This is a genomic window from Azospirillum sp. B21, from assembly GCF_008364825.1.
Taxonomy (GTDB): Bacteria; Pseudomonadota; Alphaproteobacteria; order Azospirillales; family Azospirillaceae; genus Azospirillum.
In genome coordinates, this window is the sequence record NZ_VTTO01000036.1 from 1 (window position 1) to 24,107 (window position 24,107).

21 protein-coding genes are annotated in these 24,107 nt (G+C 63.5%); 13 read left to right on the forward strand and 8 right to left on the reverse strand.

Annotation, left to right across the window (positions count from 1 at the left end):
- On the reverse strand, positions 1-211 hold a 211-nt coding region (locus FZ983_RS34555; RefSeq protein ID WP_211103036.1), incomplete at its 3' end, for a hypothetical protein.
- A 262-nt stretch (positions 212-473) separates the two neighbouring features.
- Positions 474-842 carry a hypothetical protein gene (locus tag FZ983_RS33200; RefSeq protein WP_149229012.1) on the reverse strand — a complete coding sequence of 123 codons (369 nt, stop codon included), beginning with the start codon at positions 840-842 and terminating at the stop codon, positions 474-476.
- Positions 843-1,341: 499 nt separating this feature from the next.
- Here FZ983_RS33200 and FZ983_RS33210 point away from each other — a divergent pair, with 499 nt between their 5' ends.
- Positions 1,342-1,932: a helix-turn-helix domain-containing protein gene (locus FZ983_RS33210; RefSeq protein ID WP_149229014.1), complete on the forward strand. Its 591-nt coding sequence runs from the start codon at positions 1,342-1,344 to the stop codon at positions 1,930-1,932.
- A gap of 98 nt (positions 1,933-2,030) precedes the next feature.
- On the opposite strand, the gene FZ983_RS33215 is transcribed toward FZ983_RS33210, so the two are convergent.
- Both FZ983_RS33215 and FZ983_RS33220 read right to left on the reverse strand, forming a co-directional pair.
- On the reverse strand, positions 2,031-2,681 hold the full coding sequence (locus FZ983_RS33215) for a LysE family translocator (RefSeq protein ID WP_149229015.1): 651 nt from the start codon (positions 2,679-2,681) through the stop codon (positions 2,031-2,033).
- 96 nt (positions 2,682-2,777) lie between these two features.
- The gene (locus FZ983_RS33220) at positions 2,778-3,401 is read right to left on the reverse strand and encodes an FMN-binding negative transcriptional regulator (protein ID WP_149229016.1); all 624 of its coding nucleotides are present in this window, start codon (positions 3,399-3,401) and stop codon (positions 2,778-2,780) included.
- Between the two features lie 85 nt (positions 3,402-3,486).
- Here FZ983_RS33220 and FZ983_RS33225 point away from each other — a divergent pair, with 85 nt between their 5' ends.
- From FZ983_RS33225 to FZ983_RS33270, 10 genes are all read left to right on the forward strand, one after another.
- Positions 3,487-4,959 carry a PLP-dependent aminotransferase family protein gene (locus FZ983_RS33225; protein WP_149229017.1) on the forward strand — a complete coding sequence of 491 codons (1,473 nt, stop codon included), beginning with the start codon at positions 3,487-3,489 and terminating at the stop codon, positions 4,957-4,959.
- 438 nt (positions 4,960-5,397) lie between these two features.
- Positions 5,398-5,985 carry a recombinase family protein gene (locus FZ983_RS33230; RefSeq protein WP_149229018.1) on the forward strand — a complete coding sequence of 196 codons (588 nt, stop codon included), beginning with the start codon at positions 5,398-5,400 and terminating at the stop codon, positions 5,983-5,985.
- 7 nt (positions 5,986-5,992) lie between these two features.
- Entirely contained in the window at positions 5,993-8,995 is a 3,003-nt protein-coding gene (locus FZ983_RS33235; RefSeq protein ID WP_149229019.1) for a Tn3 family transposase, read from the forward strand.
- 156 nt (positions 8,996-9,151) lie between these two features.
- A complete protein-coding gene (locus FZ983_RS33240) occupies positions 9,152-9,928 on the forward strand; it encodes a hypothetical protein (protein WP_149229020.1) in 777 nt (258 codons plus the stop codon).
- A gap of 55 nt (positions 9,929-9,983) precedes the next feature.
- Positions 9,984-10,253: a DUF5681 domain-containing protein gene (locus FZ983_RS33245; protein WP_188092619.1), complete on the forward strand. Its 270-nt coding sequence runs from the start codon at positions 9,984-9,986 to the stop codon at positions 10,251-10,253.
- A 929-nt stretch (positions 10,254-11,182) separates the two neighbouring features.
- On the forward strand, positions 11,183-11,701 hold the full coding sequence (locus FZ983_RS33250) for a replication/maintenance protein RepL (protein ID WP_149229021.1): 519 nt from the start codon (positions 11,183-11,185) through the stop codon (positions 11,699-11,701).
- Positions 11,702-11,834: 133 nt separating this feature from the next.
- Complete coding sequence (locus tag FZ983_RS33255; RefSeq protein ID WP_149229022.1) at positions 11,835-14,273, forward strand: class I SAM-dependent DNA methyltransferase; 2,439 nt, start codon at positions 11,835-11,837, stop codon at positions 14,271-14,273.
- Positions 14,270-15,514, forward strand: a complete 1,245-nt coding sequence (locus FZ983_RS33260; RefSeq protein WP_149229023.1) for a restriction endonuclease subunit S — start codon at positions 14,270-14,272, stop codon at positions 15,512-15,514. The genes FZ983_RS33255 and FZ983_RS33260 overlap by 4 nt, the downstream gene beginning before the upstream one ends.
- 31 nt (positions 15,515-15,545) lie before the next feature.
- Positions 15,546-18,617 carry an HsdR family type I site-specific deoxyribonuclease gene (locus tag FZ983_RS33265; RefSeq protein WP_149229024.1) on the forward strand — a complete coding sequence of 1,024 codons (3,072 nt, stop codon included), beginning with the start codon at positions 15,546-15,548 and terminating at the stop codon, positions 18,615-18,617.
- Positions 18,607-19,317, forward strand: a complete 711-nt coding sequence (locus FZ983_RS33270) for a SprT family zinc-dependent metalloprotease (protein ID WP_149229025.1) — start codon at positions 18,607-18,609, stop codon at positions 19,315-19,317. Before FZ983_RS33265 ends, FZ983_RS33270 begins: the two co-directional genes overlap by 11 nt.
- A gap of 70 nt (positions 19,318-19,387) precedes the next feature.
- On the opposite strand, the gene FZ983_RS33275 is transcribed toward FZ983_RS33270, so the two are convergent.
- The 4 genes from FZ983_RS33275 to FZ983_RS33290 all read right to left on the reverse strand — a co-directional run bounded on the left by FZ983_RS33275 (position 19,388) and on the right by FZ983_RS33290 (position 22,558).
- Complete coding sequence (locus tag FZ983_RS33275; protein WP_149229026.1) at positions 19,388-20,014, reverse strand: DUF3102 domain-containing protein; 627 nt, start codon at positions 20,012-20,014, stop codon at positions 19,388-19,390.
- The gene (locus FZ983_RS34455; protein ID WP_188092620.1) at positions 20,011-20,631 is read right to left on the reverse strand and encodes a ParA family protein; all 621 of its coding nucleotides are present in this window, start codon (positions 20,629-20,631) and stop codon (positions 20,011-20,013) included. Before FZ983_RS34455 ends, FZ983_RS33275 begins: the two co-directional genes overlap by 4 nt.
- On the reverse strand, positions 20,628-21,554 hold the full coding sequence (locus FZ983_RS34460) for a replication protein RepA (protein ID WP_188092621.1): 927 nt from the start codon (positions 21,552-21,554) through the stop codon (positions 20,628-20,630). The genes FZ983_RS34455 and FZ983_RS34460 overlap by 4 nt, the downstream gene beginning before the upstream one ends.
- Positions 21,555-21,868: 314 nt before the next feature.
- Positions 21,869-22,558, reverse strand: coding sequence for a recombinase family protein (locus FZ983_RS33290; protein WP_149229029.1), 690 nt, complete (start codon positions 22,556-22,558; stop codon positions 21,869-21,871).
- Between the two features lie 398 nt (positions 22,559-22,956).
- On the opposite strand from FZ983_RS33290, the gene FZ983_RS33295 reads away from it, so the two are divergent.
- Positions 22,957-23,445, forward strand: coding sequence for a hypothetical protein (locus FZ983_RS33295; protein WP_188092622.1), 489 nt, complete (start codon positions 22,957-22,959; stop codon positions 23,443-23,445).
- Between the two features lie 2 nt (positions 23,446-23,447).
- Positions 23,448-24,071: a hypothetical protein gene (locus tag FZ983_RS33300; RefSeq protein ID WP_149229031.1), complete on the forward strand. Its 624-nt coding sequence runs from the start codon at positions 23,448-23,450 to the stop codon at positions 24,069-24,071.
- Positions 24,072-24,107: the final 36 nt, after the last annotated feature.

Here is a 24,107-nt window from a genome sequence, read left to right on the forward strand (position 1 = left end):
CAGTCCCTGCTCGCAGCATAAGTTCTATTTTCGTTCCTACATCCCGGACAATCTGATCACTTTCGTGTAGTGACCCCAGAAGCGGCGGAACTGTTGAACGAGACGTCGCTGGAGGAATGGCTGGAAAGCTTGCCGGCGATGAACGCGGACGACTGAGCGACGCCTTGTCAGTGGGGTTCGAGTAGCAGCGGACACTGTTGGCGAATTCCATGGTGTGCCGTCCTGCTGAGCGGCCCGTCCACCGGCTGCTTCCGCCGCTGACCGGACGCTACGCAGTCCTGCCTGGGGCGCCTTGGGAACGGGGCGCCCCAGCGCATCGTGCGGCGGCGACGGATGCCCAGGAAGCCCAATGCTCACGTCCAGCGACACCGCCTCCCTGCCACCGCCCACGCTCAGATCCGCAAAGGACGCGACTTCCTGAGCTCGATGGAGGCCGCCACCTGGGTGGTGCACCGCTACGGTGCTGGTCCCGATTATCCTGTCTTCCTGATGTAAAGGTCCGGCCACTCACTTCGTATATCAGCGAGTTGCTGTCGCGCATCGTTAGTGGCCCAACGCACCACCTTGCTGTGATAACTCCGGTCCTCGACGATCACGCGGTCATGGCCATACGGGTTGTCTGCGTCAGCGTAAATGTAGATGCAATCCGCAAGGCACGCACTTCCAATTTCCACGTCGCGGAAGTAGACCTTCGCGTTCATTTGGGTGAGCATGGCTCGACCTTCAGTAACCATTTCAGTCACATCTTGACCAAGCGCCAACGGGTCTACAAATTTCGGCTCATATTCCCTCCAGACAACGGTAAAGTTCTTGGTACTAAACTTGCGCGTATTTTCGTACATGATGTCTGATCCTCTAAATTCAATCAAGGGGGGCATTTCGAGGATTGTATCAGATGCAGAGCGGATAGGCAGGCAGGGCCGTGAAGGGATGCCCAAGGATGAGCTCGTGCGCCACCGTGGCGAGCCTGTCTCCTCGATGGGACTCCAGCAAACTGGTGCTTCGCCCCTCTGAAAAATCATGATCGGGGGCCGGACCACTATGCAAAAGCTCGCAGCACTATGCTCAAATATGCTCCTCGGCGCACACCGAGAGGACCAGGACGGCAGAGGCGAACACCCTTCCATTCTGAGAAAGAAAAGCTGTGCATATCGAAACTCTTCCCGCCGACCAGCTCACCTACAGCGTCCGCATGTTTTGTGCCGCTGTCGGTATTTCCCCCCGAACCTTCTACGTCATGCAACAGCGCGGCGACGGTCCGCCTGTTGTCCGCGTTGGCCGCCGAACGCTGATCCGCAAGGCCGCCGCTGAGGCGTGGCTGGCTGGCCAGGAGTGCCGGTGATGTCCGACGCCTCCATGAATGCCGCCATCATCATTGATCGAGCCACCCGCTCCTGCTGGATCCGGATGGTGATGTCTCATCCGAAAATCACCGTCGCTGCGATAGGGTCGGCTTGGCACATCGACGACCTGTATAACCCCAAGAAGGGTGCGGCGTGGCCCAGCTACGAGACGCTTGCCGTGCGCATCAACAAGACGCGGACGACCGCCATCAACAGCGTCAAGCTCCTGATGTCTCTGGGCTTCATCGAGCGCATCTCGCATGGCGGCCGCCGAGGCTCCAACCAGTACCGCCCTTGCTACGAGCTGGCTAGCGCCTCGCGCGATACAGTCAACTCCACGCAACAAAGTGGTCAAGCGGACTTGACTGCTGTGGTCAATCCGGCTGGACGCTACCCTTCTTATGACCCCGACCATAAAGGGAGGGGGAGTAAGAAGGGGGCAACGCCGGATGCGGCGGATGCTGCGCTTGGTGCTCCGCCTCCGCCGCATCCAGCGCCGTCAGCTGCAGGTGCCGACGACAAGGGGGTTTGGGTAGCAGCGGAACAGAAAGTCCGATTGGCGACACCAGCTCCGACGTTTTCCAGATAACCGTTCGCCGATCTGCGGCTTTAGCCTGCGTCTGGAACTTGAGCAGAGAGCCGGCGACCAGACCGCGCTCAACACACGATGGCCCGGCGGCCCTATTATCACACCGCCGGCCGGCGGGCGAGCAGCAGACCCAGGCCGAGCGCGATCATAGCCGCGCCCGATGCTTCGCGTAGCCGGCAGACCAGGCGAGGCCGCCCCCCAATACCCGAACGCACATTGCCGGCTGCGAAGGCTACAAGCACATCGGCGAGTGTGTTGAGCAAAACCGAAACCACGCCCAGCACGGCGAATTGTAGAGCCACGTCGCCCACTGCGGGATCCACGAACTGCGGCACAAAGGCAAGGAAGAACGCGGCCGTCTTGGGGTTCAGCGCCTCCACCAGCACGCCCTCCCGAAAGGCACGCCGCACACCAACTGCCGGTGCGCCAGCCTGTTCGGCCGCCGCGGCGAGGGCGTCTTTGCGGGCTGCCAGAATGGTGCGCAACCCGAGCCAAGCGAGGTAGGCCGCGCCAAGCAACTTCAGCGCCGTGAACAGTTCGGCACTGGCAAGCACGAGGGCAGAGACACCCAGGGCGCCGGCGAGCACATGGACCAAGCCGCCCAAGCCAGTACCGAAACTGGAGGCAATGCCCTCGGCTCGGCCGCCAGCAAGCGTGCGGGCGGCGACGTAGAAGATGCCTGGCCCCGGCGTAACCGCAAGCAACAGAGCGGCGGCGAAGAACAAAGCGAACTGGCTCACATCGGGCACGGGGCACCTCCGTCCAAGAACACGTAAGGCATTAAACATCCTGCTAACATTGGGAAACGGCCGTTCGCGACCCGATGCGGGCGGCGCAACCCGATGTCATCTTGGGATAAGAGCGGCGGCTTGGCGTTCCCGAGTGTCACCACTCCTGGAGAGCCCTTCCTTCACGTTCGCCCTGTCCTCCACGTTACGGTTCTGGCTCATCTTCCGCTTGGCGTCGATCCGGGTGATGGGCAACCGCACGCCGACGATGCCCCGCAACTGCGCTTGGATGAAGTCAGATGGAGCATCGCTGACGGCCCAGGGCCGAGGGCGCGATGCCTCGTGGAGGTCGGTCAGGCGCGTGACGACATCAAGCAGCCGTTCGGCATCGTCGAAGAATTCGACCGGGCCGTAGGCGTGGACCGTCACGTAGTTCCACGTCGGAACGACCTTTCCGTCCCGGCTCTTGCCCTCGTACCAGGAGGGGGTGACGTAGGCATCTGGCCCCATAAAGATCGCCAGGGCCTCCCCCATCGGCGCCTCCCTCCACTGGGGATTCGCCTTCGCCACATGCCCGTAGAGCGTGCCCATGTCCCCTTCATCAGCGTTGAGGAACAAGGGCAGCGGCGTGCACACCATTCCGTCGGCCATCGCCGTGACCAGATTGGCGAGCCCGGCGGCTCGCATCGTCTCATGGATGAACGGCAGGTCGGTCTCGCGGAACGCAGGGGGGATATACATTTGGGCCTCCTTGTCAGGGTGGAGTTTCCCCGAAAACTGGCACACACTGAATAGCCAGTTTTCATCTTTCTGATTGGTCCAGTTAATGCTCGCAATCCCGCAGTCGGATGGGGCCAAGACCGTCACCGCCCGGATAAGCGATACGATCAAGGCCCAAATCGCCGAAGGCGTTTATCCCCCCGGCTCGCGCCTCCCGTCGTCGCGGGCTCTCGCCGCCGACCTGGGCGTGTCCCGCACGACCGTGACGGCCGCGTATGAACAGCTCGCCGCCGAGGGGTACCTGGAAGCAAGGCAGGGCGCCAGGCCGCAGGTCCCGAGTGGCTTGAGAATGGACCTGCCAGTGATGAGGCAGGGCGTCCAGGCGCCTCCAACCCGCCTTTCAGAGTTCGGTCAGCGGGTGGTCGGCCTTCCCATGCACCGTCGGCCCGAAACCGACACACCCGTTGCCGACTTCCGCTATGGCGATCTCGCCGCGTCGGATTTCCCCACGCTCACCTGGAAGCGGGCGGTCGATGCTGCCATCCTGCGCCGTCCGTCCCGCCTCCAGTACGGCGACCCGTCCGGCTCGCCCGAACTTCGCTCGGCCTTGCAAGGCTATCTCTGGCGGGCGCGAGGGCTGCGCTGCGATCCCGAGCAGATCATCGTAGTGAACGGGTCGCAGCAAGGTCTCGACCTGTGTGTGCGGTTGCTGCTCAATCCCGGGGAGCCGGCGGTCATCGAGAACCCGTGCTATGCGGCGGCGCGAGACATCCTCCTGGCCACGGGCGCCCGGCTGATTCCTCGGGCGGTGGACCGGGAAGGCATGCGCACGGATCAACTCCCACCCGCCCGTCTGGCTTACGTGACACCGTCCCACCAGTTCCCGCTCGGCAGCGTCATGTCCGTCAGTCGCCGGCAGGACCTGCTGGCATGGGCACGGAACTGCGGGGCTTATGTCATTGAAGACGACTACGACGGCGAATATCGTTTCGACGTCGCCCCCATTCCCACCCTGCAGACCTTAGAGGGAGCCAGGAACGTCATCTATCTCGGGACGGTCTCGAAGACACTCTCGCCCGCCTTGCGGCTCGGCTATCTGGTGGTTCCACAGGCGTTGAGCCAAGCCTTCCGCGCGGCGAAGCGGCTGGCGGATCGGCACACGCCGAGCCTGGAACAGGACGCCCTGGCGGAGTTGCTCACCAGTGGCGCCTACGAACGGCATGTGCGACGGGTGCGCAGGCGCAATGGGGAGCGGCGAACCGCTCTCCTGACTGCGTTGCAGAAGAGTCAACTCCGCGATGAGGTCAGGATTGTTGGCGCGGAGGCAGGTCTGCATGTCGTTGCTTGGCTCACGCGGTTTCCAATGGACCAGGAGACCATGCTCGTCTCCGCGGCACGAGCGGCGGGGGTAGGCGTGTATCCCATCACACCGCTCTATGACCCATCATCCATCTCCGATCGTCCGGACCACCCCGGTCTCGTGATGGGGTATGCGAGCCTGGATGATCGTGACATCACGCGCGGGATCGAGCACCTAAGCGCCGTGCTCAAGGCCGTTGCCGCTCGGCCTCCGTCGTAGCGACAAGCGGTGACGTGAACGGGTGCTCAGCCGATACGGAGTTCCGTTGCTACTTACTGCTCCGATCGGACTTCCTGTTCTTTTACTACTTGGCCCCAATGCCCAAGGTCACCGCGACGTAGCTGGTGGGCGCGATGGACCCGGAGGACGAGGACGTCCTTTGCTGCATTGCCGAACTGGCCCGAACGAACGGAATGCGCGAAACTGACCGATATGCGGGCAATCCGGAACAGTTACGTTGGCGGTCGCTGGAAAATCTACGGCTTGGCTTGCACTGCTTCGCTTCTCCCGTCGGCGGCATTCCGTCGGCAAACACCTGTTTTCCGACAGGCTTCCCCACCTCGCCGCTGATCGGCTCACCGGCTCCGCTTTCCTGTACGGCAATCCCCGTCGGAATGATAGGCTGTACGGAAATCACCGCAGAGAGGTTTTCCGTACATGCTGGTCGGCTACATGCGCGTCTCGTCCGACAGCGACCGGCAAAGCACGGCCTTGCAGCGCGATGCCCTGATCGCCGCCGGCATCGATGCACGTCACCTGTTCGAGGACAAGGCGTCGGGAGCGCGCGATGACCGCCCCGGCCTCAAAGCATGCCTCGCCTTCCTGAAGCCCGGCGACACGCTGGTGGTGTGGAAGCTCGACCGTCTCGGCCGTTCGCTGCCCCACCTGCTCGACATCGTGACTGGCTTGCGCAACGGCAACGTCGCGTTCCGGTCGTTGACGGAGGGCATGGACACGAACACACCGCATGGGGAGCTTCTGTTCCATATCTTCGGGGCGCTTGCCCAGTATGAGCGTGCCTTGACCCGGGAGCGAGTACAAGCCGGACTTGTAGCAGCACGACGGCGCGGCCGGAATGGTGGTCGCCCCCTCGCCATTGAACCTGAAAAACTGGACGCGGTCGTTGCCGCCCTTGATAACGGCGCGAGCAAAGCGGCGGTTTGCCGTACCTTCGGTATCGCCCGGAGCACGCTCATCGACACGTTGGCCCGCGCTGGTTGGACCGGCCCCGGCTCGCCTCGGTGATCCTGGAATGCCGGTCAGCTTCCTAACGCCCGAGCAGGAGCGGCGGTACGGCCGTTTCAACGGTGTCCCGGCCCGGGAGCAGCTCGATCGCCATTTCCATCTCGACGACGCCGATCTGGCGATGATCGGGCGACGGCGATGGGATCACATGCGCCTCGGCTTCGCCGTGCAGCTCGGTACGGTGCGCTTCCTTGGCACCTTTCTCGCCGACCCGACCGAGGTGCCGGCGGAGGTGGCTGCCACCCTGGCGCGACAAATCGGCATCCCCGACCCGGCATGCCTTGGCCGCTATCGCGACGGAAAGGCCCGCTGGCACCACGCGGCCGAAATCCGACACGCCTACGGCTATCGCGAGTTCGCTGAGCCGGCCGCGCAATGGCGCCTCCAGCGGTGGCTCTACGCGCTGTGCTGGACGGGGACAGACCGGCCGACGGCCCTGTTCGACCAGGCGACGGCTTGGCTGGTAACGCACAAGGTGCTGCTGCCAGGGGCGAGCGTGCTCGAACGGACCGTCGCGCGGGTGCGGTCCCGTGCCAACAGCCGCCTGTGGCGCCTGCTGGCGGCTCGGATCACGCCCGAGCAGAAGGCGCGTCTCGACGCTCTGCTGGCGGTGCCGGAGGGTGGGCGACAGAGCCCGATGGACCGGCTCCGCTCGGGACCGACCCTGCAAAGCACCAACGAATTGGTGCGCGCGATTGAGCGCCTCGACGAGGTGCGGCACCTCGTGGCTGGTCTACCGCTCACCAGCCATCTGCCGAAAGTCCGCATCATGTCTTTGGCGCGGTTCGCCGGCGTCGCCAAGGCCCAGGCGGTCGCCCGGTTGCCGGACGAGCGCCGCGCTGCCACCCTGCTGGCGTTCATTCGGACGCTGGAGGCGAGCGCGCAGGACGATGTGCTCGACCTCTTCGACCTGCTCGTCACCCGGATGTTCGTCGATGCCGTCCGTAAGGGCCGGGAGGCGCGGTTGCGCAGCCTGGGCGACCTTGACGCCGCCGCCCGCATCCTGAGCAGGGTCTGTGCTTTGGTGCTCGACGGTGATGTTGGCGACAGTGATCTGCGAACCGCCGTTTTCGGGGCTGTGCCGCAAGCCGCCCTGGAAGCCGCCGTGGCTCAAGTGAACAGCCTGACCAAGCCGCCGGAAGATCCCTATCTCGACGAACTGATGGCGCAGCACCGCCGCATCCGGCGCTTCCTGCCGCACTTCGTGCGTGTGGTCGGCTTGGGCGCCATGCCGACTGGCCGGCCTGTGCTGAAGGCTCTGCACCACCTCCAGACGATTGGGGAGGGCAGTGCACGCGGCGCACCATGGCCTACGGAGTTCGTGCCGAAGTCCTGGGAACGCCGGGTGATCCGGAACGGCGTCCTTGACCGGCGCGCCTGGATCCTGTGTCTGGTCGATCGGCTGCGCGGCGCGCTACGCCGCCGCGACGTGTTCGCGACGCCAAGTCTGCGCTTTGCCGACCCCCGCATTGGCTTGCTCGACGGTGCCGCTTGGGAAGCCGCTCGGCCAACCGTCTGCCGCACGCTGGGGAAATCCCAGAACGCGGGCCAAGAGATCGGCCAATTGACCGAACGGCTCGATCAGGCGTTCCGATCTGTCGCCGGCAACCTGCCGGAGAATGCCGGCGTCCGATTGGAACAGAATGGCGCCGACGAGGACCTGGTGTTGACCGGGCTCGACCGCCTCGACGAGCCGGCAAGCCTCGTCGCCCTGCGGAACGCCGTGACGGCGCGCCTGCCACGCGTCGATTTGCCGGAGTTGCTGCTGGAAATCGATGCCCGCACCGGGTTCGCCGGTGCGTTCACCCACGCCAGCGAAGCCGAGGCGCGGGCACGGAACCTGGAGACCTCGCTGTGCGCCGTGCTGCTGGCCGAAGCGTGCAACACCGGTCTGGAGCCGCTGGCGCGCCCGGACCTGCCGGCGCTCCGGCGGCCGCGCCTGAGTTGGGTCCGGCAGAACTACTTGCGTGCCGAAACCCTGACCCAGGCCAACACCCGGCTCGTCGCCGCCCAGAATGGCATCGATCTGGCGCGGCGGTGGGGCGGCGGTGATGTCGCCTCCGCCGACGGGCTGCGCTTCGTGGTGCCGGTGCGCACCATCCACGCCGGCCCCAACCCGAAGTACTTCGGCTCCGAGCGCGGCGTCACCTACTATAACCTCGTCTCCGACCAATTCACCGGCCTGAACGCCATCACCGTTCCCGGCACCCTGCGCGACAGCCTGGTGCTGCTGAGCGTCGTACTGGAACAGGAGACAGAGTTGGAGCCGACCGAGATCATGACCGACACCGGCGCCTACACGGACGTGATCTTCGGCATCTTCTGGCTGCTCGGCTACCAGTTCAGCCCGCGGATCGCCGATGTCGGTGGCGCCCGATTCTGGCGGGCCGATCCGGCGGCCGACTACGGCCCCCTCGATACGTTGGCCGCGCACAAGGTGCGGACGGGCCTCATCGCCGAGCATTGGGATGATCTGCTGCGCCTGGCCGGTTCCCTCAAGCTGGGCCTCGTACAAGCCGGCGGGTTGATGCGAACGCTCCAGACGAACGACCGGCCGACCCGGCTGGCCCGGGCGCTGGAGGAACTGGGCCGCATCGTCAAGACGCTCTACCTGTTGGCCTACATCGACGACGAAGCCTACCGCCGCCGCATCCTCACTCAGCTCAACCGTGGTGAGGGCCGCCACCAGCTCGCCCGCGTCGTCTTTCACGGCAAGCGGGGCGAACTGCGACAGCGCTACCGGGAAGGCCAGGAGGATCAGCTTGGCGCCCTCGGTCTGGTTGTCAACGCCATCATCCTATGGAACACGATCTACATGGATGCTGCGCTCGGCCAATTGCGGATGGAAGGCTTCGATGTTCGTGACGAGGATGTGGCCCGCCTGTCACCGCTTGCCCATGAGCACATCAACGTGCTCGGCCGTTACGCCTTCACCCTTCCGGAGCAGGTGGCTCGGGGTGAACTGCGGCCACTGCGCAGTCCGGTAGCCTTGGCCTATGAGGACGCCTGAATCGGACTTTCTGTTCCGCTGCTACTCGGACCCCACAAGCTAGAAACTGCCTTCGAGGCTTTCTGGCAGGCGTATCCAAAGCAGGAGGACCGGCACCTCGCTCATCAGGAGTTCCGTCGAGTTGTCGTCGGCGGCGAGGCGTCGCTGGAGGCGCTGGTGGACGGCGCTGCCCGGTACGCCACCGCCATGAAGGACAGCCGCAAGGAGGATCGGTGGATCGCCAAACCGCACAACTGGCTTGCCAGGCAGCAATGGAAAGACACCTGGGTGATTCCGGCACCGAAGCCGGTACGCAAGGGCCAAGTGGTGCAAGTGTCGGCTGACAAGCCCAACCGACCTCTGCCGCAGGCGAAGCGTCTGCCGGCAACATCGCAGCACAGCGCCAGCAAGCCGTCGGTCAAGGCGCAGCCGGTAGATCGGGTGTCGGTGAATGCCTCGAACACCAAGGCGCCCCAGACGCGCAAGACGGTCCTCAGCAAGCCCGGCAGGAAGGCCCGCATGCCGACCTTCGTTGTGGGCCAGCTGGTGCACTCAAGACGCTATCAGCATGGCGCCGGCGTTGTCGTTGGCGTCACGGAAGCCGGTGTCGTCGTCAAGTTCAGCTACCGCGAGATCACGGTAGAGCCAGACACCCTCAATCGGGTTGAGCGTGATCAGGAGAGAGAGCGGTATGGCGCCTCCATCAGGGAAGCGCGTGAACGCCGTGGCCTCAGCCTCAAGGAACTCGCCGGTTCGGTGAAAGGTCTTTCCGTAACGGACCTTTACGCGTTCGAACTGGGGGCGAAGTGGCCGCTTCAACGCATACAGCGCAAGTTGGAGGCGGCATTGGCTGACGATCCCGCTGTGCTCGCTGTCACGCAAGACCAGGCGGCGAAGCCGGCGCCTGCCGCAGCCATAAAGATCACCGCCGGACCTCTTGGCCCTGAGTTCTGAGCTTTGCCGGCCTCTATTGCATCAGAATCCCCTCATATCAGGAACGGAGCAGGCGATGGCCACCATCGACACGCGCTTTAAACCAGGCCGCTCGGGCAATCCCGGCGGCCGCCCCAAGGCAGAGTTCCGGGTGCGGGAGCTGGCCCAGGAGAACACCGTCGAGGCGGTGGAGACGCTGGTGGAGGTGATGCGGACTGGTCGACCTGGTGAGCGCCTGGCCGCTGCCGTAGCACTCCTCGATCGGGGGTGGGGTCGGCCGGCACAGGCGGTCGAGGTCGCATCCACTGCGAAGCTGTCCCTGGTGGAGCTGCTGGGGTCCGAGTAGCAGCGGAACCGGAAACCTAGGTAAGCCCCCCGCGCGTCTCGATAGGGTCTACACCGGCTCTGTGGGCCGTCTTGGAACGCCGAATAGAACCCTATCGAGGCGCGGAAAGCGTCTCAGCATCTCGCCTTACTGGAGTCTACCCCATCAAGAGGTTCAGGAGGCCGGCCTCCTCCGCAAAACGGGCACCGGCGCAGATGGTGGTCGCAACTATTCGCGCCGTAATGCCTGTTACAGCCGCTGCATTCCAATTCCCAAATGTGAGCGAAACGATGTGTCGTACTACGCAGGCGGGTTCTCCGAATAACCCGCTGCTCAAAGCGCGGCGGTCGTCTTCTGGCCATGATCACACCTTTCTCCGGGCAACAAAAAAGCCGCGCGGCGTGAACACCGGCGGCTGACCCTTCGAGCAAGGCACGCACCGGATGGGCTGTCAAGACGTGGCTCCGCGCTCCGATAGGGGGTTTACCTAGGTTTCCGGTTCCGCTGCTACTCGGACCCCCTGCTGGCCAGCATCGCCAGCACGGGCACAGGTGGTGTCGAACTGACCGACAACATCGCCGAGCACCCCTTGGTCAGCGGGTCCCATATCGGGCTGGCGGACTCCTACCCACCCCATTGATTGCCAAGCCCACCCTGAGGCGGCTGGGATGCCGCTGGATGCGTTCTGGCGGTCCTCCTAAGCTTGACAGCAGACGAGGCGCAGAACGCATCCAGTGACCTCCTGGCGGGCCTATGCGGCATGCATACATCGGCCTTGCCGATTTGTTGGTGGGGGTCGAGGAACGACAAGGCGACTTTTCCACCGCCTAAGGGGGAGAGACAGGAGAGAGAGGGATATTTTATCCCTCTTGATATGGGGTGGCTCTACAGCCACCCTGAGGTGGCTGTAGAGCCACCCATCAACGATCAGTCCACAGGATGCCGGGACGATGGCGCCGAAGGTCGCGCGGATCAGGCCAAAGAGGCACAGCGATGTGGCCGACGCGGCACAGCTTGTACTTGGACTGCCGAGTCTCGATGATATGACTCGGCGTGCGATTCACAACGCCGTAGAGGTCTTTCAACCCTCGGAACCGTGGCTCTTCACGATGATCAGCACTCAGCAGATGCGCGCCGTCGTCAAAGCCATCGGCGATGGGCCGCGCCCACTCGACACGCTCAAGGTCTGGAACGTCGCGCTCACTTACGTTGAGCGTAATACCGGCGAGATCATGGCTTCTGGAAAGCAGATGGCGGCTGATGCCGGCATCGGCTCCAAGGAGGTCAGCAAGGCGCTGACGCGTCTGTGTGAGATCGGTGCTGTGCAGCGGATCAAGGCCGGCAAGTACACGGTGAACCCGCATTGCGCCTGGAATGGCCAGGCGGACGCGCGTGAGAGCAAGGCCCAGCACATCGAGCCGGTGCAGGCACCGCTCCCTTTTAGCGTAATCGACGGAGGCAAGATCTAACCCTGCGTCAGTCAGTCAGTCAGTCAGTCTTTTGCATGCAGGACGCCTTCTGCAACCCCACGGGGTGATTGCGCCGCAGCCTCCAAACCCTTATCAATCTGGAAAATTGAGGTAATTCTAGAGCGAGCAACCCGTGGCCATCAAGAAGAGCGACATCTACCGATCCCTTTGGGAAAGCTGCGATCAGCTCCGGGGTGGCATGGATGCCTCGCTTTACAAGGACTACATCCTCACCCTGCTCTTCGTGAAATACGTGTCCGACCGTGCTGGTCAGCCCGACGCGTTGATCGAGGTGCCGCCGGGGGCCTCCTTCTCCGACATGAAGGCCCTGCGCGGCTCCAAGAACATCGGCGAAGGGATGGATACGATCATTGCCCGTATTGCGGAAGAGAACGACCTCAGCGGCGTGATCGATCGAGCCTTCTTCAACGACCCTGAGAAATTCGGTCGTGGCCCGAAGATGGTGAAAACGCTGACCTCGCTGATTAACATCTTCAACCGGGAAGAGCTGAATTTCTCAAAGAACAGGGCTGGCGGCGACGACATCCTGGGCGATGCCTATGAATACCTGATGCGAAATTTCGCGACCGAGGCGGGCAAGTCCAAAGGTCAATTCTACACTCCGGCCGAGGTGTCGCGCGTCGTGGCGGCTGTCGCAGGCGTCAGCCGGGCCAACAGTCCGCGTCAGACGGTCTACGACCCGACCTGTGGCTCCGGCTCCTTGTTGATCAAGGCCGCCGAGACCGCCCGCGTGCCGATCACCATCTTCGGCCAGGAGATGGACATCGCCACCCGTGGCCTCGCCCGTATGAACATGATCATGCACAACCGCGCGACTGCCGAGATCGCGCAGGGCGACGTCATCGCCGAACCGCATTTCCTGGCCGACACGCATACTCTTCAGACCTTCGACTTCGTCGTCGCCAATCCGCCCTTCTCGGCCAAAGCCTGGGCTGCGGGCCTGACCGACGAAACAGAATACGGCCGCTTCGTCGATGGCGACCCGCCCGCCAAGAACGGCGATTTCGCCTTTCTGCTGCACATCCTCGCCTCGATGAAGGCCACCGGGTCGGGCGCGGTCATTCTGCCGCACGGCGTCCTGTTCCGCGGCAACGCCGAGGCCAAGCTGCGCGAAAAGGTTCTGAGGCGCGGCTACATCAAGGGCGTCATCGGCTTGCCGGCCAACCTGTTCTACGGCACCGGCATCCCCGCCTCGATCATCGTCCTGGACAAGTCCGAGGCGCAGGCCGACCGCCCCGTCTTCATGATCGACGCCTCCAAGGGCTTCATCAAGGATGGGAACAAGAACCGCCTGCGCGAGCGCGACATCCACAAGATCATCGACGCCTTCACCCGGCAGCAGACCATCCTCGGCTATTCCGATCTCGTCCCCTTCGATAAGATCGCCCGCAACGACTTCAACCTGAACATCCCCCGCTACATCGACGGGTCCGATCCCGAAGATCGTCAGGACATCACCGCCCACCTGCATGGCGGCGTGCCGGAGCGTGACATCGACGCGCTGAGCGAATTCTGGTCGGTCATGCCATCCCTGCGCGCCACGCTCTTCGGGCCGAACCCGCGCACGGGCTATGCCGATCCGCTGGTGGCGCCCGACCAGGTGCGCGCAACCATCCGCAACCACCCGGATTTTGCCGCCTTCCGGGCGCGGGTCACCGACATCCTGAACGGCTGGATTACGGCCAACACCCCCGCGCTGTTGGGGATCCGGCAAGGCGACCATCCCCGCGACCTGATCCACGCCATCGCCGAGGACATGCTGACCCGGTTCGATCCCGCGCCGCTGGTCGACAAGTACGAAGCCTATCAGCGCCTCATGTCCTATTGGGCGGCGACCATGCAGGACGATGTGTTCATCATCGCGGGCGGCGGCTGGCCGGCGGCGCGCGAGTTGCGCGAGGCCCGCAAGGAAATCAGCGACGACGGCAAGGTGAAATGGCTGGAGGAGGGCGACCTGACCGTGAACAAGGTCCGCCTTGTCGCCGATGTCATCCCGCCGGCGCTGATCACCGCGCGCTTTTTCCCCGGCCTGAAACAGGCGCTGGACACCGCCGCCGACCGGGCCGAGGAGCTGGGCCGCGAGATCGAGGAGTTGGCCGAGGAACACGGGGCCGAGGGTGGGCTGCTGGAATTCGCGCTGTCCGACACCGGCAAGCTGACCGCCGCATCGGTGAAGGCGCGCGAAAGCTCGGGCGAGGCGGAGCATGAGGAACGGCCGCTGCTGAAACAGGCGGCCAAGCTGATCGCGGCCGAGGCGGCGGCGAAGAAGGCGGCGAAGGAGGCCGAGGCGAGGCTGACCGAGGCGGTTCTGAAAAAATACCCGACCCTGACCGAGGACGATATCCGCGCCCTGGTGGTGCGGGACAAGTGGCTGGCCGACATCACGGCCGCTATCGGGGCCGAGGTCGAGGCCCGCACCGAGGCACTGACTGCCCGCGTGCGGGTGCTGACCGAACGCTACGGCCAGACCCTGCCGCAGATCATGGACGATTTGGCCAAGATGGAGGCGCGGGTGGCCGGGCATCTTGCGGCGATGGGGGTGGCAGGATGAGCGTGTCCATGCCGGTCCTCCGCACGACAACGGATTTCCCGCCTGATTGGCCTGTTCGAACCGCTGCATCCTTCGCGCCATTCATCACGAGCGGATCGCGCGGATGGGCCAAGTACTACGCAGAGACGGGTGATCTGTTTATGCGGATCACGAACCTGAACCGAGCATCAATCTACCCAGACCTATCTGACCGGCAACACGTTGCTCTTCCAGAGTCTGAACGGGAAGGGCTTCGAACGGGCCTCAGGGCCGGGGACATCCTGATTTCCATCACCGCTGACATCGGCATCATCGGTTATGTAGATGAAAGGGTGCCGCTACCCGCGTACATCAACCAGCACGTTGCCTGCCTGCGGCTTCCGTCGGATCAGGTATGCTCCAAGTTCGTCGCCTACTATCTAGCATCAGCCGAACCGCAGAAGCGTTTCGTCGAGATGACTGATGTGGGTGCGAAGACCGGAATAAACCTGACAGCGGTCAGCAAACTGACCTTTCCTTGTCCCCCTCTCCATGAACAACAGGCCATCGCCGCTGCGTTGTCGGATGCGGATGGGGTGGTGGCGGGGTTGGAGCGGGTGATCGCCAAGAAGCGCCTGATCAAGCAGGGCGCAATGCAAGACCTGCTCACCACCCACCGCCGCCTCCCGGGGTTCTCAGGGGAGTGGGAGGTGAAGCGACTCGCGCAGCTTGGCGACGTGAAGACCGGGCTGACCTACAAGCCCGAGAATGTGAAGCCATTCGGAACCCTCGTTCTGAGATCCTCGAACATCCAAAACGACCGCCTCGCGTTTGATAATAACGTCTTCGTTGATGTTGACGTCTCTGAAGAGGCGACCGTTAGAGCGGGCGACCTACTGATTTGTGTACGAAACGGCAGTCGTCAGCTAATTGGCAAGACCGCTATTATTGACAGCCGGGCCGATGGCATGGCGTTCGGTGCATTCATGAGCGCGTTCAGGTCAGAGATTAATGACTATCTCGTCTGGTGCTTTCAATCTTCAGTAGTCCAAAAGCAGATTGCCGAGAACTTGGGCGCGACCATCAATCAGATTACCAACAAAACCATGAAGGCTATCAAGATTCCCCTCCCAAAGGATGAAAATGAACAACAGGCCATCGCCGCGGTCCTGTCCGACATGGACGCCGAAATCCAGACCCTCGAATCCCGTCTCGCCAAGGCGCGGGCGATGAAAGAGGGGATGATGCAGAACCTTTTGACAGGGCGGGTCAGGCTGGTCTGACCGGGTGACAGGTTTTTCAGGGGGGATATTCATGGCCATCGGCGACCCGGAACGCGCCACGCAGAACCGCATGATCGCCCAGATGTGCGGCGACACCTCGGGCCAAACCGGCGGCCTCGGCTGGCGCTATCTGGGGGACTGGCACAAGCGCGCGAGCAACGCCAACATCGAGCCGGACCTTCTTCGCCCCTGGCTGACCGCGCGCGGCCATGACCCGGACGTGGTCACCAAGGCCATCGCCGAATTGCAGCGCGCTGCCCGGATGGACGGGCTGAAGCTCTACGAGGCGAACCGCGCCACCTATGACATGCTGCGCTATGGCGTGCAGGTCACCTCCGGCCCCGGCGAGGCCCCGGTCACCGTGCGCTTTGTCGATTGGGACAACCCCGCCGCCAACGACCTCGGCCTGGCGGAGGAGGTGGCGGTCAGCGCCAAGAGCCCCAAGGCCTACAACAAGCGCCCCGATCTGGTGATGTACGTGAACGGCATCGCCCTGGGCGTTGTGGAGTTGAAGAAATCCACCGTGGAGATCGGTGAGGGCATCCGCCAAACGCTGGACAACCAGCGCCCCGAATTCATCCGGCATTTTTTCACGACCATCCAGATCACCTTTGCCGGCAACGACATGCAGGGCCTGCGCTATGCCGCCATCCAGACCCCGCAGCCCTATTGGCTGACCTGGAAGGAGGAGAGCGCGATCCCCTTGCCGCTGGACCGCGACGTGTCGCAGATGCTGGCGCCCGCGCGGTTTCTGGAACTGATCAACGACTTCATCCTGTTTGACGCAGGCATCAAGAAGGTCACCCGCCCCAACCAGTATTTCGCCGTGAAGGCCGCGCAAGAAGCCGTGCGGGCGCGCAAGGGCGGGATCATCTGGCAGACGCAAGGCTCGGGCAAAAGCCTGATCATGGTGATGCTGGCCCGTTGGATCCGCGAGGCCCGGCCCGATGCCCGGATCCTGGTGGTGACCGACCGGAAGGAACTGGACGAACAGATCGAGGCGGTTTTCGGCAACACCGGCGACAAGGTCCGCCGCGCAAAGTCTGGCGCCGACCTGCTGGCTGCGCTAGCCGACCCCAAGCACCGGGTGGTGGCGTCGCTGGTCCACAAGTTCGGCCGCCGGGAAGAGGACGAGCTGAGCGCCATGATCACCGACATCCAGCGCGGCCAGATCGGCGCGCCGGTGGGCGAGTTCTTCGTCTTCATCGACGAGGCGCACCGGACCCAGTCGGGCAAGCTGGCCGGGTCCATGCGGATGATCCTGCCGGACGCGGTGTTCTACGGCTTCACCGGCACACCGCTCTTGCGCACCGACAAGCAGACCTCGCTGGAAGTGTTCGGCCCCTACATCGGCACGCCCTACCGCTTCAACGAGGCGGTGGAGGATCGGGTTGTGCTGGACTTGCGCTATGAAGCGCGCGACATCGACCAGCGCGTGGCCTCGCCGACGAAGATCGACGCGTGGTTCGAGGCCAGGACAAGGGGGCTGACCCCGGTGGCGAAGGCGACGCTGAAACAGCGCTGGGGCACGCTGCAACGCGTGCTATCGTCCAAGGACCGGCTGGGGCAGATCGCCAACGACATCATCATGGATATGGAGCTGAAGCCGCGCCTGAAGGCGGGCCGCGGCAACGCCATGCTGGTGGCGGGCTCGATCCCCGAAGCGTGCAGACTGTTCGAGATCTTGCGGAATTCCGGATCGGACCTTGCCGGCAAGTGCGCGATCGTCACATCGTATACCCGGAACGCCTCGGAGTTGACCGGGGAAGAGGCCGGGATGGGGGAGACGGAAAAGCAGTACGTCTATCGCGTCTATGACCGGCTGATGACCGATCTGGACACGGATGAAGAGGCCTACGAGACCGAGTCCCTGCGGAAATTCCGCAAGGAACCGGCGCAGATGAAGCTGCTGATCGTCGTCAGCCGTCTGTTGACCGGGTTCGATGCGCCGACCGCGACCTACATCTACATCGACAAGCAGATGCGCGATCACGGGCTGTTCCAGGCGATCTGTCGCGTGAACCGTCTGGACGGCGATGACAAGAATTACGGCTACGTCGTCGACTACAAAGATCTGTTCAAGAACATCGAAGCCGCCGTCGACGATTACACCTCAGGTGCCTTCGATGCTTTCGACGCGGCCGATGTCGAGGGCCTGATTTCATCGCGGGCGGAAAAGGCCGGCGAGGACCTCACAACCGCGCGGGACGCATGGTTCGGACTGCTCGACCCTGTGGACCAGCCCAAGGGGGACGAGCAGGTTCTGGCGTACTTCTCCAGCCCAGGTGGATGGGAGACAGATCCGCAATCCGAGGAAAAAGCGCGGCGGCGCCAAGCGCTCTATAAACTCGCCGCGGCTTATGCCCGTGCATTCGCAGCCGTGGCCGACGACCCGGCGGCCTCAGGTGTCAATGACCTGCAGTTGGCTCAATACCGCGGCGAGGTGGATCGGGCGATTATGCTCCGCGATGCTGTCCGGCTGCACAGCGGTGACGCAGTCGACATGAAGCAGTTCGAGCCTGCGATGCGGCATTTGATCGACACCTACATCAAGGCTGAAGAGTCCGAGGTGATTTCGCACCTTGATGACATCAGCCTGATCGATCTCGTGGCGAGCAAAGGCGCAGCGGTCGAGGAGGGGCTGCCAAGCTCCCTGAAGTCAAAGCGTGAGAATGTCGCTGAAGCCATTGAAAACAACGTGCGCCGGATAATCACCGATGAGACGCCAGTAAACCCGAAATTCTACGAAAGGATGTCGGAGCTGCTGACCGATCTGGTCAGGAAGCGGCGGGATGACGCGCTCGCCTATGCGGAGTATCTGGAAAAGATCGCGGATCTGGTCAGGGCGGTGAAGGCGGGACATGGCGGGGAATATCCCTCGACCATGACCTCACCGGGGCGCAAGGCGCTCTATGACAACCTCGGTCAGGATGAGACCACGACCTTGGCAGTGGACGAGGCGATCCGCAACGCCGCCCAGACCGGATGGCGTGGCAACAGGATGAAAGAGCGGATGCTCCGGCAGAATCTGCTCAGAATTCTCGACGCGGAAGAGGTTGTGGGCAGCGTCATCGATATCATACGATCGCATGATGAGTACTGAGCTGATCGAAATCGCCGGACTGTCGGTGGAGCTGGTCCGCAAGCCGATCAAGAACCTCCACATCGGCGTCTACCCTCCCGCTGGTCGCGTCCGCGTCGCGGCGCCGCCTGCCATCAGCGACGATGCCGTTCGGGTGGCGGTTGTCACGCGGCTTGGCTGGATCAAGAAGCAGCAGCGCGAGTTCGAGAAGCAGGCCCGACAGTCCGAACGCCGGTATGTCTCCGGGGAAACCCATTTTGTCTTCGGAAAGCCGCTCCGCCTGCTGGTCAAGCCAGCCGCCGGGAACCGCTGCGTGATCCAACCGGACGCGTCGGATCGCTTGACGATGACGGTGCCAGCGGGGGCGACGACCGATCAGAAAGCACGGTGGCTGTCCGCTTGGTATCGCTTGCAACTGAAGGAACGGGCAGCGCCTCGCATCGTGAAATGGTCAGAGCGGCTTGACGTGCCTGAACCACGGTGGGGCATCAAGCTCATGCAAACCAAATGGGGAAGCTGCAATCCTGACAAAGGCTTGGTGTGGCTCAACCTCGACCTCGCAAAGAAGTCTCCTCCTGCTCTGGACTATGTCATTCTGCATGAAATGGCCCATTTTGTTTCGCCCCGGCACGACGACGTTTTCTTGAGCGTCTTGGACAGGAACATGCCGGGATGGCGACAGATCCGGGCTGATCTCAATGCCCTACCTCTGTCGGAGTGACGTTCTGCCTTATTCGTCGGAGGCTCAACGGCGTTCTGTTCCGCGAAGCGGCATCAGCTCCGCCGACTGATCAGGCGTCCAAGCTGGACAGCATGCGCTCGATCTCAGCGCGCCGTTCACGGATGCGGCGCTCCTCCGCTTCCAGCTTGGCCAGCTCCTTCTCCAGCGCCTTTCGGCTGGACGAACTGGCTGGTCGCGGCGCATGCACGCGCAGTTGCCGGCGGAACGCGACCACGTCTTCGCGCCGCACGGTAGGATTGACCAATCCGGCGGCCATAGCCTGTTGCTGTTCCTCCGGCCTCAAGGTCACGACTTCGTAGACCGTCGCGTATGAAGGGGGCAGTTGATCGGCCGGGAAGGGAAGGGTGCCAGTGTCGACCGCCTCAGCCACCTTCATCAGCATGTTGGCCGTGCGGTGACTGAACGGCATGTCCCGCTCCACCATCTCACCGAACTCGCCATGCTCCAGGCGCGCTTTCGCTTCAATCAGGTGGCGACCGACGTCTAGGAAGGCGTCGTTCGCCCGCTTCCACAAGCGCCCAATTTCCTCGATAAATTCGCGACGCGTTTCCAATTTGATCCGGGCAGACACCAGGAGGTCGCCACGGGTGTCCCGGTGGCGCTCCGCCGGCACCAAGCCATCGTCACCGAATGCTGAGCCCAGCTTCTTGCGGGCCGGCTTCATCGTCGGGGTCACAGGCCGATCCTCCGCCGGACTTCTTGCCACAGCGCGGCGACCTCGTCCGCCCCGCGTCCGCCAACCTCCGTCACGCCGTAGCCATTGGCCATTGCGCGCACCACGTCGACGCTGTCGGGGATCGCCGCCGCGGCCACATCGCCAGACCGAGTCAGCCGGAGGCGTGCGCCGTCGGTCTCTTTTACCCGCGGCTTCACCCGGTTGAGGCAATAGATCGCCGGCCGGTCCAAGGCCTGAACGGCACGCATGATCGTTTCGACCGAGCGCACATCGTCAGGTAGTGCCTGGGTGGGGATCACCACCAGCTCCGACGCCAACACCAGGGCCTTGAAGCCCTCCGGGTCCTTCTCAATCGCGGTGGGGGTGTCGACGAGCACGAGCTGCGCGCCGGCTGCATCAGCGCGCCGGGCCGCCGCAGCGGTTTCAGCGGTAAAGCCCGCAACTGGCGCGGCATCGGCATCAGCCCGCACGCGAGCCCATTCGGCGGAGGTCCCTTGCGCATCAGTGTCGATGACTGCCACTGGCACCCCGTCAGCAGCTGCTGCGGCGGCGAGGTTGCGTGTCAGCGTGCTCTTTCCGCTGCCGCCCTTCGGCGAGACGACGGCGATGATCTTCATGACACGGCCCCGGCCAGCCGCTTTGTGACCGGCGGCCGGCTGGGATGCAGCATGATGCAACCAGATTCCACTCCCACCCGGGCATCCGGATAAGCGGCCAGGGCCATGCGCAGCGCCTCGGTGAACGGCTGCTTGAAGGTGCGCAGAGAAGCGCAGCCGGCGCCGAACTGCGCATACAGGGCCTGCCAGGAAACCGGCGTCGGCTTGCTGAGGCTGTGCAGGCGATAGGCGAGCCAGACATAAATGTCGATCGACAGAGACTTGTTGCCGATGGTCCGCAACGCGGCTTCCGAAACCGGCACCGGATGTTCGATCAGGGAGTGATAGAACGCCTCGTTGAGCTTGACCGTCTCGCGCCATAGCATCGGCTGGGCATCGTCGTTCAGCGCCCCTGTCAGCTCAATCGCACTGTCGACGAACGCGCCGTTGTCGCGTTGGCGGGCGCCGCCCTGATCGCTGAAGAAGGTCAGGCGGCAGGCGGAGATCCGCTTAGCCTGTTCGGTTACGGCCTTGTAGGTTGCGCCACCGATAGCGCCGATCCCCATGGCAGTCATCCATGCCTTCATGGATCGCCCGAGTTCCACCTCCCGCGATCCCGTCCGGAGGGCTTGGGTCTGGAGATAGATCAGGATCATACGAGCCTTGGAGCCATAGGGCACGCCGATCAGCTCGCCCTTCTCCGTGCAACCAGATTCCACCAGCAGCGTGACGCGATGCCCTTCCCTGCGCCACAGCCGCTCTGGCGTGTTTTTGTGAGGCAGGGAGGTCAGAGCAAAGCCTGCATGGCAGATGCCCAGGCTTTCACCCTCGTCGGCGAGGACGGCGGCAGCGATCTCCAGTTCTTGCCGTTCCAGCTTGGTGTCGGCAAGGTCGCGCGCACGCTCCAGCCCATGGGCCGTGATGAGATGGTGGATGTTCCCCATGGCACGCATTCGGCAGATGGCAGCGGTTCCGGTCAATGGTGGAATCTGGTTGCCGGGCTATTCGAAAGCTATTTGAATTACAACTATTTGCTTAGCAACCAGATTCCACTGAATAAGCCGAGTCGCAGCAACCAGACTCCACTTTGCTGCAACCAGATTCCTGTGAATAGGTTGGGCTGCTTGGGGATGCTTTGCCCTGTTGTTAGCGGTATGAAGCGCGAATCGGAGGGGCGGCGAACGCGGGCAGGAATGGAAGGCCCGAGCGGCAGTCGGCGTGGCTCACTAAATCAGGATTGATGGAGGCACGCGCGGCTTCAGTTGGCCCGCAAAACGATGCCCCGCACCGTGGTCGCCTGCCATGCGCCGCCTCGCTTGGTTGGCACACCCTCATCGGTCAGCTTGGCAGCAATGGCGTTGTAGGACGTGCCGGCTGCATGCATCGTCTTGATGCGGTCAATCAGCGCCAGCTCGTTGACATTGGCGACTAGGCGGCTCTCCACGACGTCGTAGCCCAGCGTCGGGCGGGCGATCACCTTCCCAGCAGCCTTCATGCTTCGCAGCGTGTCGCGGGTGCGCTCCACAATCACCTCGCGTTCCCACTGGCTGACGCTGGCCAGGACGTTCAGCACTAGCCGGCCACCGGCGCTGCGCGTGTCGATGGAGTCCGCTACGGAGAGAAGCGCCGCCTTCTGGCCTTCAGCGAAGTAGCGGTCGATCAGCGCTCCCAGGTCGCGCACGGAGCGCGTCAATCGATCCAGTTTGGGCACCAGCAGGGCGGCCGCTTCGCCGCTGTCCAGCATGGCCAGCACGCGTTGCAGGCCGGGCCGATCAGTGGTCTTGGCCGACGCGCCTGCATCTTCGATGACGGCTACCAGATCCAGGTCGTGCAGCTTGGCATACAGGCCGATCTTCTCACGCTGGGCGGCCAGGGAGTGCCCGTGATCGGCCTGATCGGCGCTCGACACACGAATATATGCCACGGTCCTGGTGGGGGGCTTGGCCATACTGACGCACCCTTTTGTATGACATTTGCATGCCATGTGTATGCCATGAACAACGGCTTGCACAAGGCTTTTCTTGCACAAGGGTTCCCTTGCGCACAAACGCGGCGCGGACCACATGCCTCCCGCAGGCAAAAAGGCCAGCTCAAGCCGTCGATATAGGAATCAGATCCTTCGGCGGCTCCCAGAGTCACGCTATAGGCATACATATGAAATACAGAAGCAGCACAGCCGCCATACTCCAGTGAATCTCTTGCCATACCTGCGGCATACTGATCAGTGTGCCGAGCGTGATTCAGATGACATACGTGAGGAACGGTATGGTGGGGGACGTCTGGACGATCCGGGGTGTGTCGGAGGAAGTGCGGAAGATCGCGGCTAGCGCCGCCAAGGCCCGACGCATGACCGTGCGCGAGTGGATCGAGGAGGCCGTGCAGGCGCACGCCAGGGCCACGGAGCACGAAGCACCACCCGAGCCGGTGCAGTTCGACTTGGTGGAGCTGATCCAGCGGATCGAACGGGTCGAGCGGCACATCGCTGGGATGCCTGCAGGAGTGCCCCACGATGCACCCAAGGCCGCGCCGGCAATCCAGCAAAGGCAATCCCACCAGAACGCGCCCAGCGCCAAACCTCGGCCTGCCCGTACCCTCCCCAGGCTGGCACCGGACGAAGAGGCGACGGCCCGCATCATGGCCGATGCTCAGGCTTCAGGCGTGGAGCTGTTCAAATCCGCCAAGAGCGGCGCCGCTGCCAGCCGCCGGCTGACCGAGGCTGGCGAGGATCTGGTGCGCCAGCTTTTTGCCCAACTACCCTCACACTCGGCTGTTGCGCGCCTGGTCGGCATCAACAAGGCAACGGTCAAGCGCGTGGTCGAGGCGAAGGAGGGATAAAAATGTTCACCTTCCTCCGTCGCTGGCTGGCTAGCGACCCGCCCGGCTCCCCCTCCAACCCGTTGGTGTGCGGCACGCCCTTTCTCATGGAGGAGCAGCGCGCAATGATCGCCCGGACGGCAGCGCGGCTGGTGGCAGAACGGCAGGCGGCGGGTGTCACCCCCGATCCCGCACTGGTCGCAATGGCAGGTGGGTCCCATCTCGCCGGTCAACTTCTCGTCACCCCGGCCCAGCCCGAAGCCAAGCGAGTGTTTTCGAAGGCATGGGCACCGGACAACGAGTGGGCAAAGCTGATGGCGGTCCCGCTGCCGGACGGCCCGGAGCTAATGACGCCCCGGCGGCTGCTGGAGCTGCTGACGGAGCGGCTGTGGATGATGCTGGAGGAGTCGGACGACCCAAAGGCAGCGATCCGGGAGGCCGTGCGGGCGTTCGAGGACTCCTGGTTGGCGCCGGCGGATGTCCGGACGGACACGCCGATGGAAGCCGCCATGGATCTGGTGCAGGACAATCTGAACCTGCGGACAGCGTTGTCGGTGATGGGCGCCCTGCCGTCGGAGCCATGGGAGGCGACAGTCGTCCCAGAAGGGGGTCACTACACGAAAGTGATCAGATTGTCCGGGATGTAAGAACGCCTTGAGAACATGAGCCGTGCAGCGTTCCTG

Bases quoted from the DNA above. Each gene is read 5' to 3' on its own strand.
- FZ983_RS33230 (WP_149229018.1), top strand. From the start codon at position 5,398: ATGCTGGTCGGCTACATGCGCGTCTCGTCCGACAGCGACCGGCAAAGC.
- FZ983_RS33290 (WP_149229029.1), bottom strand. From the start codon at position 22,558: ATGGCCAAGCCCCCCACCAGGACCGTGGCATATATTCGTGTGTCGAGC.
- FZ983_RS33220 (WP_149229016.1), bottom strand. From the start codon at position 3,401: ATGTATATCCCCCCTGCGTTCCGCGAGACCGACCTGCCGTTCATCCAT.
- FZ983_RS34455 (WP_188092620.1), bottom strand. From the start codon at position 20,631: ATGAAGATCATCGCCGTCGTCTCGCCGAAGGGCGGCAGCGGAAAGAGC.
- FZ983_RS33270 (WP_149229025.1), top strand. From the start codon at position 18,607: ATGAGTACTGAGCTGATCGAAATCGCCGGACTGTCGGTGGAGCTGGTC.
- FZ983_RS33295 (WP_188092622.1), top strand. From the start codon at position 22,957: ATGACCGTGCGCGAGTGGATCGAGGAGGCCGTGCAGGCGCACGCCAGG.
- FZ983_RS33225 (WP_149229017.1), top strand. From the start codon at position 3,487: ATGCTCGCAATCCCGCAGTCGGATGGGGCCAAGACCGTCACCGCCCGG.
- FZ983_RS33245 (WP_188092619.1), top strand. From the start codon at position 9,984: ATGGCCACCATCGACACGCGCTTTAAACCAGGCCGCTCGGGCAATCCC.
- FZ983_RS33250 (WP_149229021.1), top strand. From the start codon at position 11,183: ATGGCGCCGAAGGTCGCGCGGATCAGGCCAAAGAGGCACAGCGATGTG.
- FZ983_RS34460 (WP_188092621.1), bottom strand. From the start codon at position 21,554: ATGGGGAACATCCACCATCTCATCACGGCCCATGGGCTGGAGCGTGCG.
- FZ983_RS33300 (WP_149229031.1), top strand. From the start codon at position 23,448: ATGTTCACCTTCCTCCGTCGCTGGCTGGCTAGCGACCCGCCCGGCTCC.
- FZ983_RS33260 (WP_149229023.1), top strand. From the start codon at position 14,270: ATGAGCGTGTCCATGCCGGTCCTCCGCACGACAACGGATTTCCCGCCT.
- FZ983_RS33200 (WP_149229012.1), bottom strand. From the start codon at position 842: ATGTACGAAAATACGCGCAAGTTTAGTACCAAGAACTTTACCGTTGTC.
- FZ983_RS33210 (WP_149229014.1), top strand. From the start codon at position 1,342: ATGTCCGACGCCTCCATGAATGCCGCCATCATCATTGATCGAGCCACC.
- FZ983_RS33265 (WP_149229024.1), top strand. From the start codon at position 15,546: ATGGCCATCGGCGACCCGGAACGCGCCACGCAGAACCGCATGATCGCC.
- FZ983_RS33235 (WP_149229019.1), top strand. From the start codon at position 5,993: ATGCCGGTCAGCTTCCTAACGCCCGAGCAGGAGCGGCGGTACGGCCGT.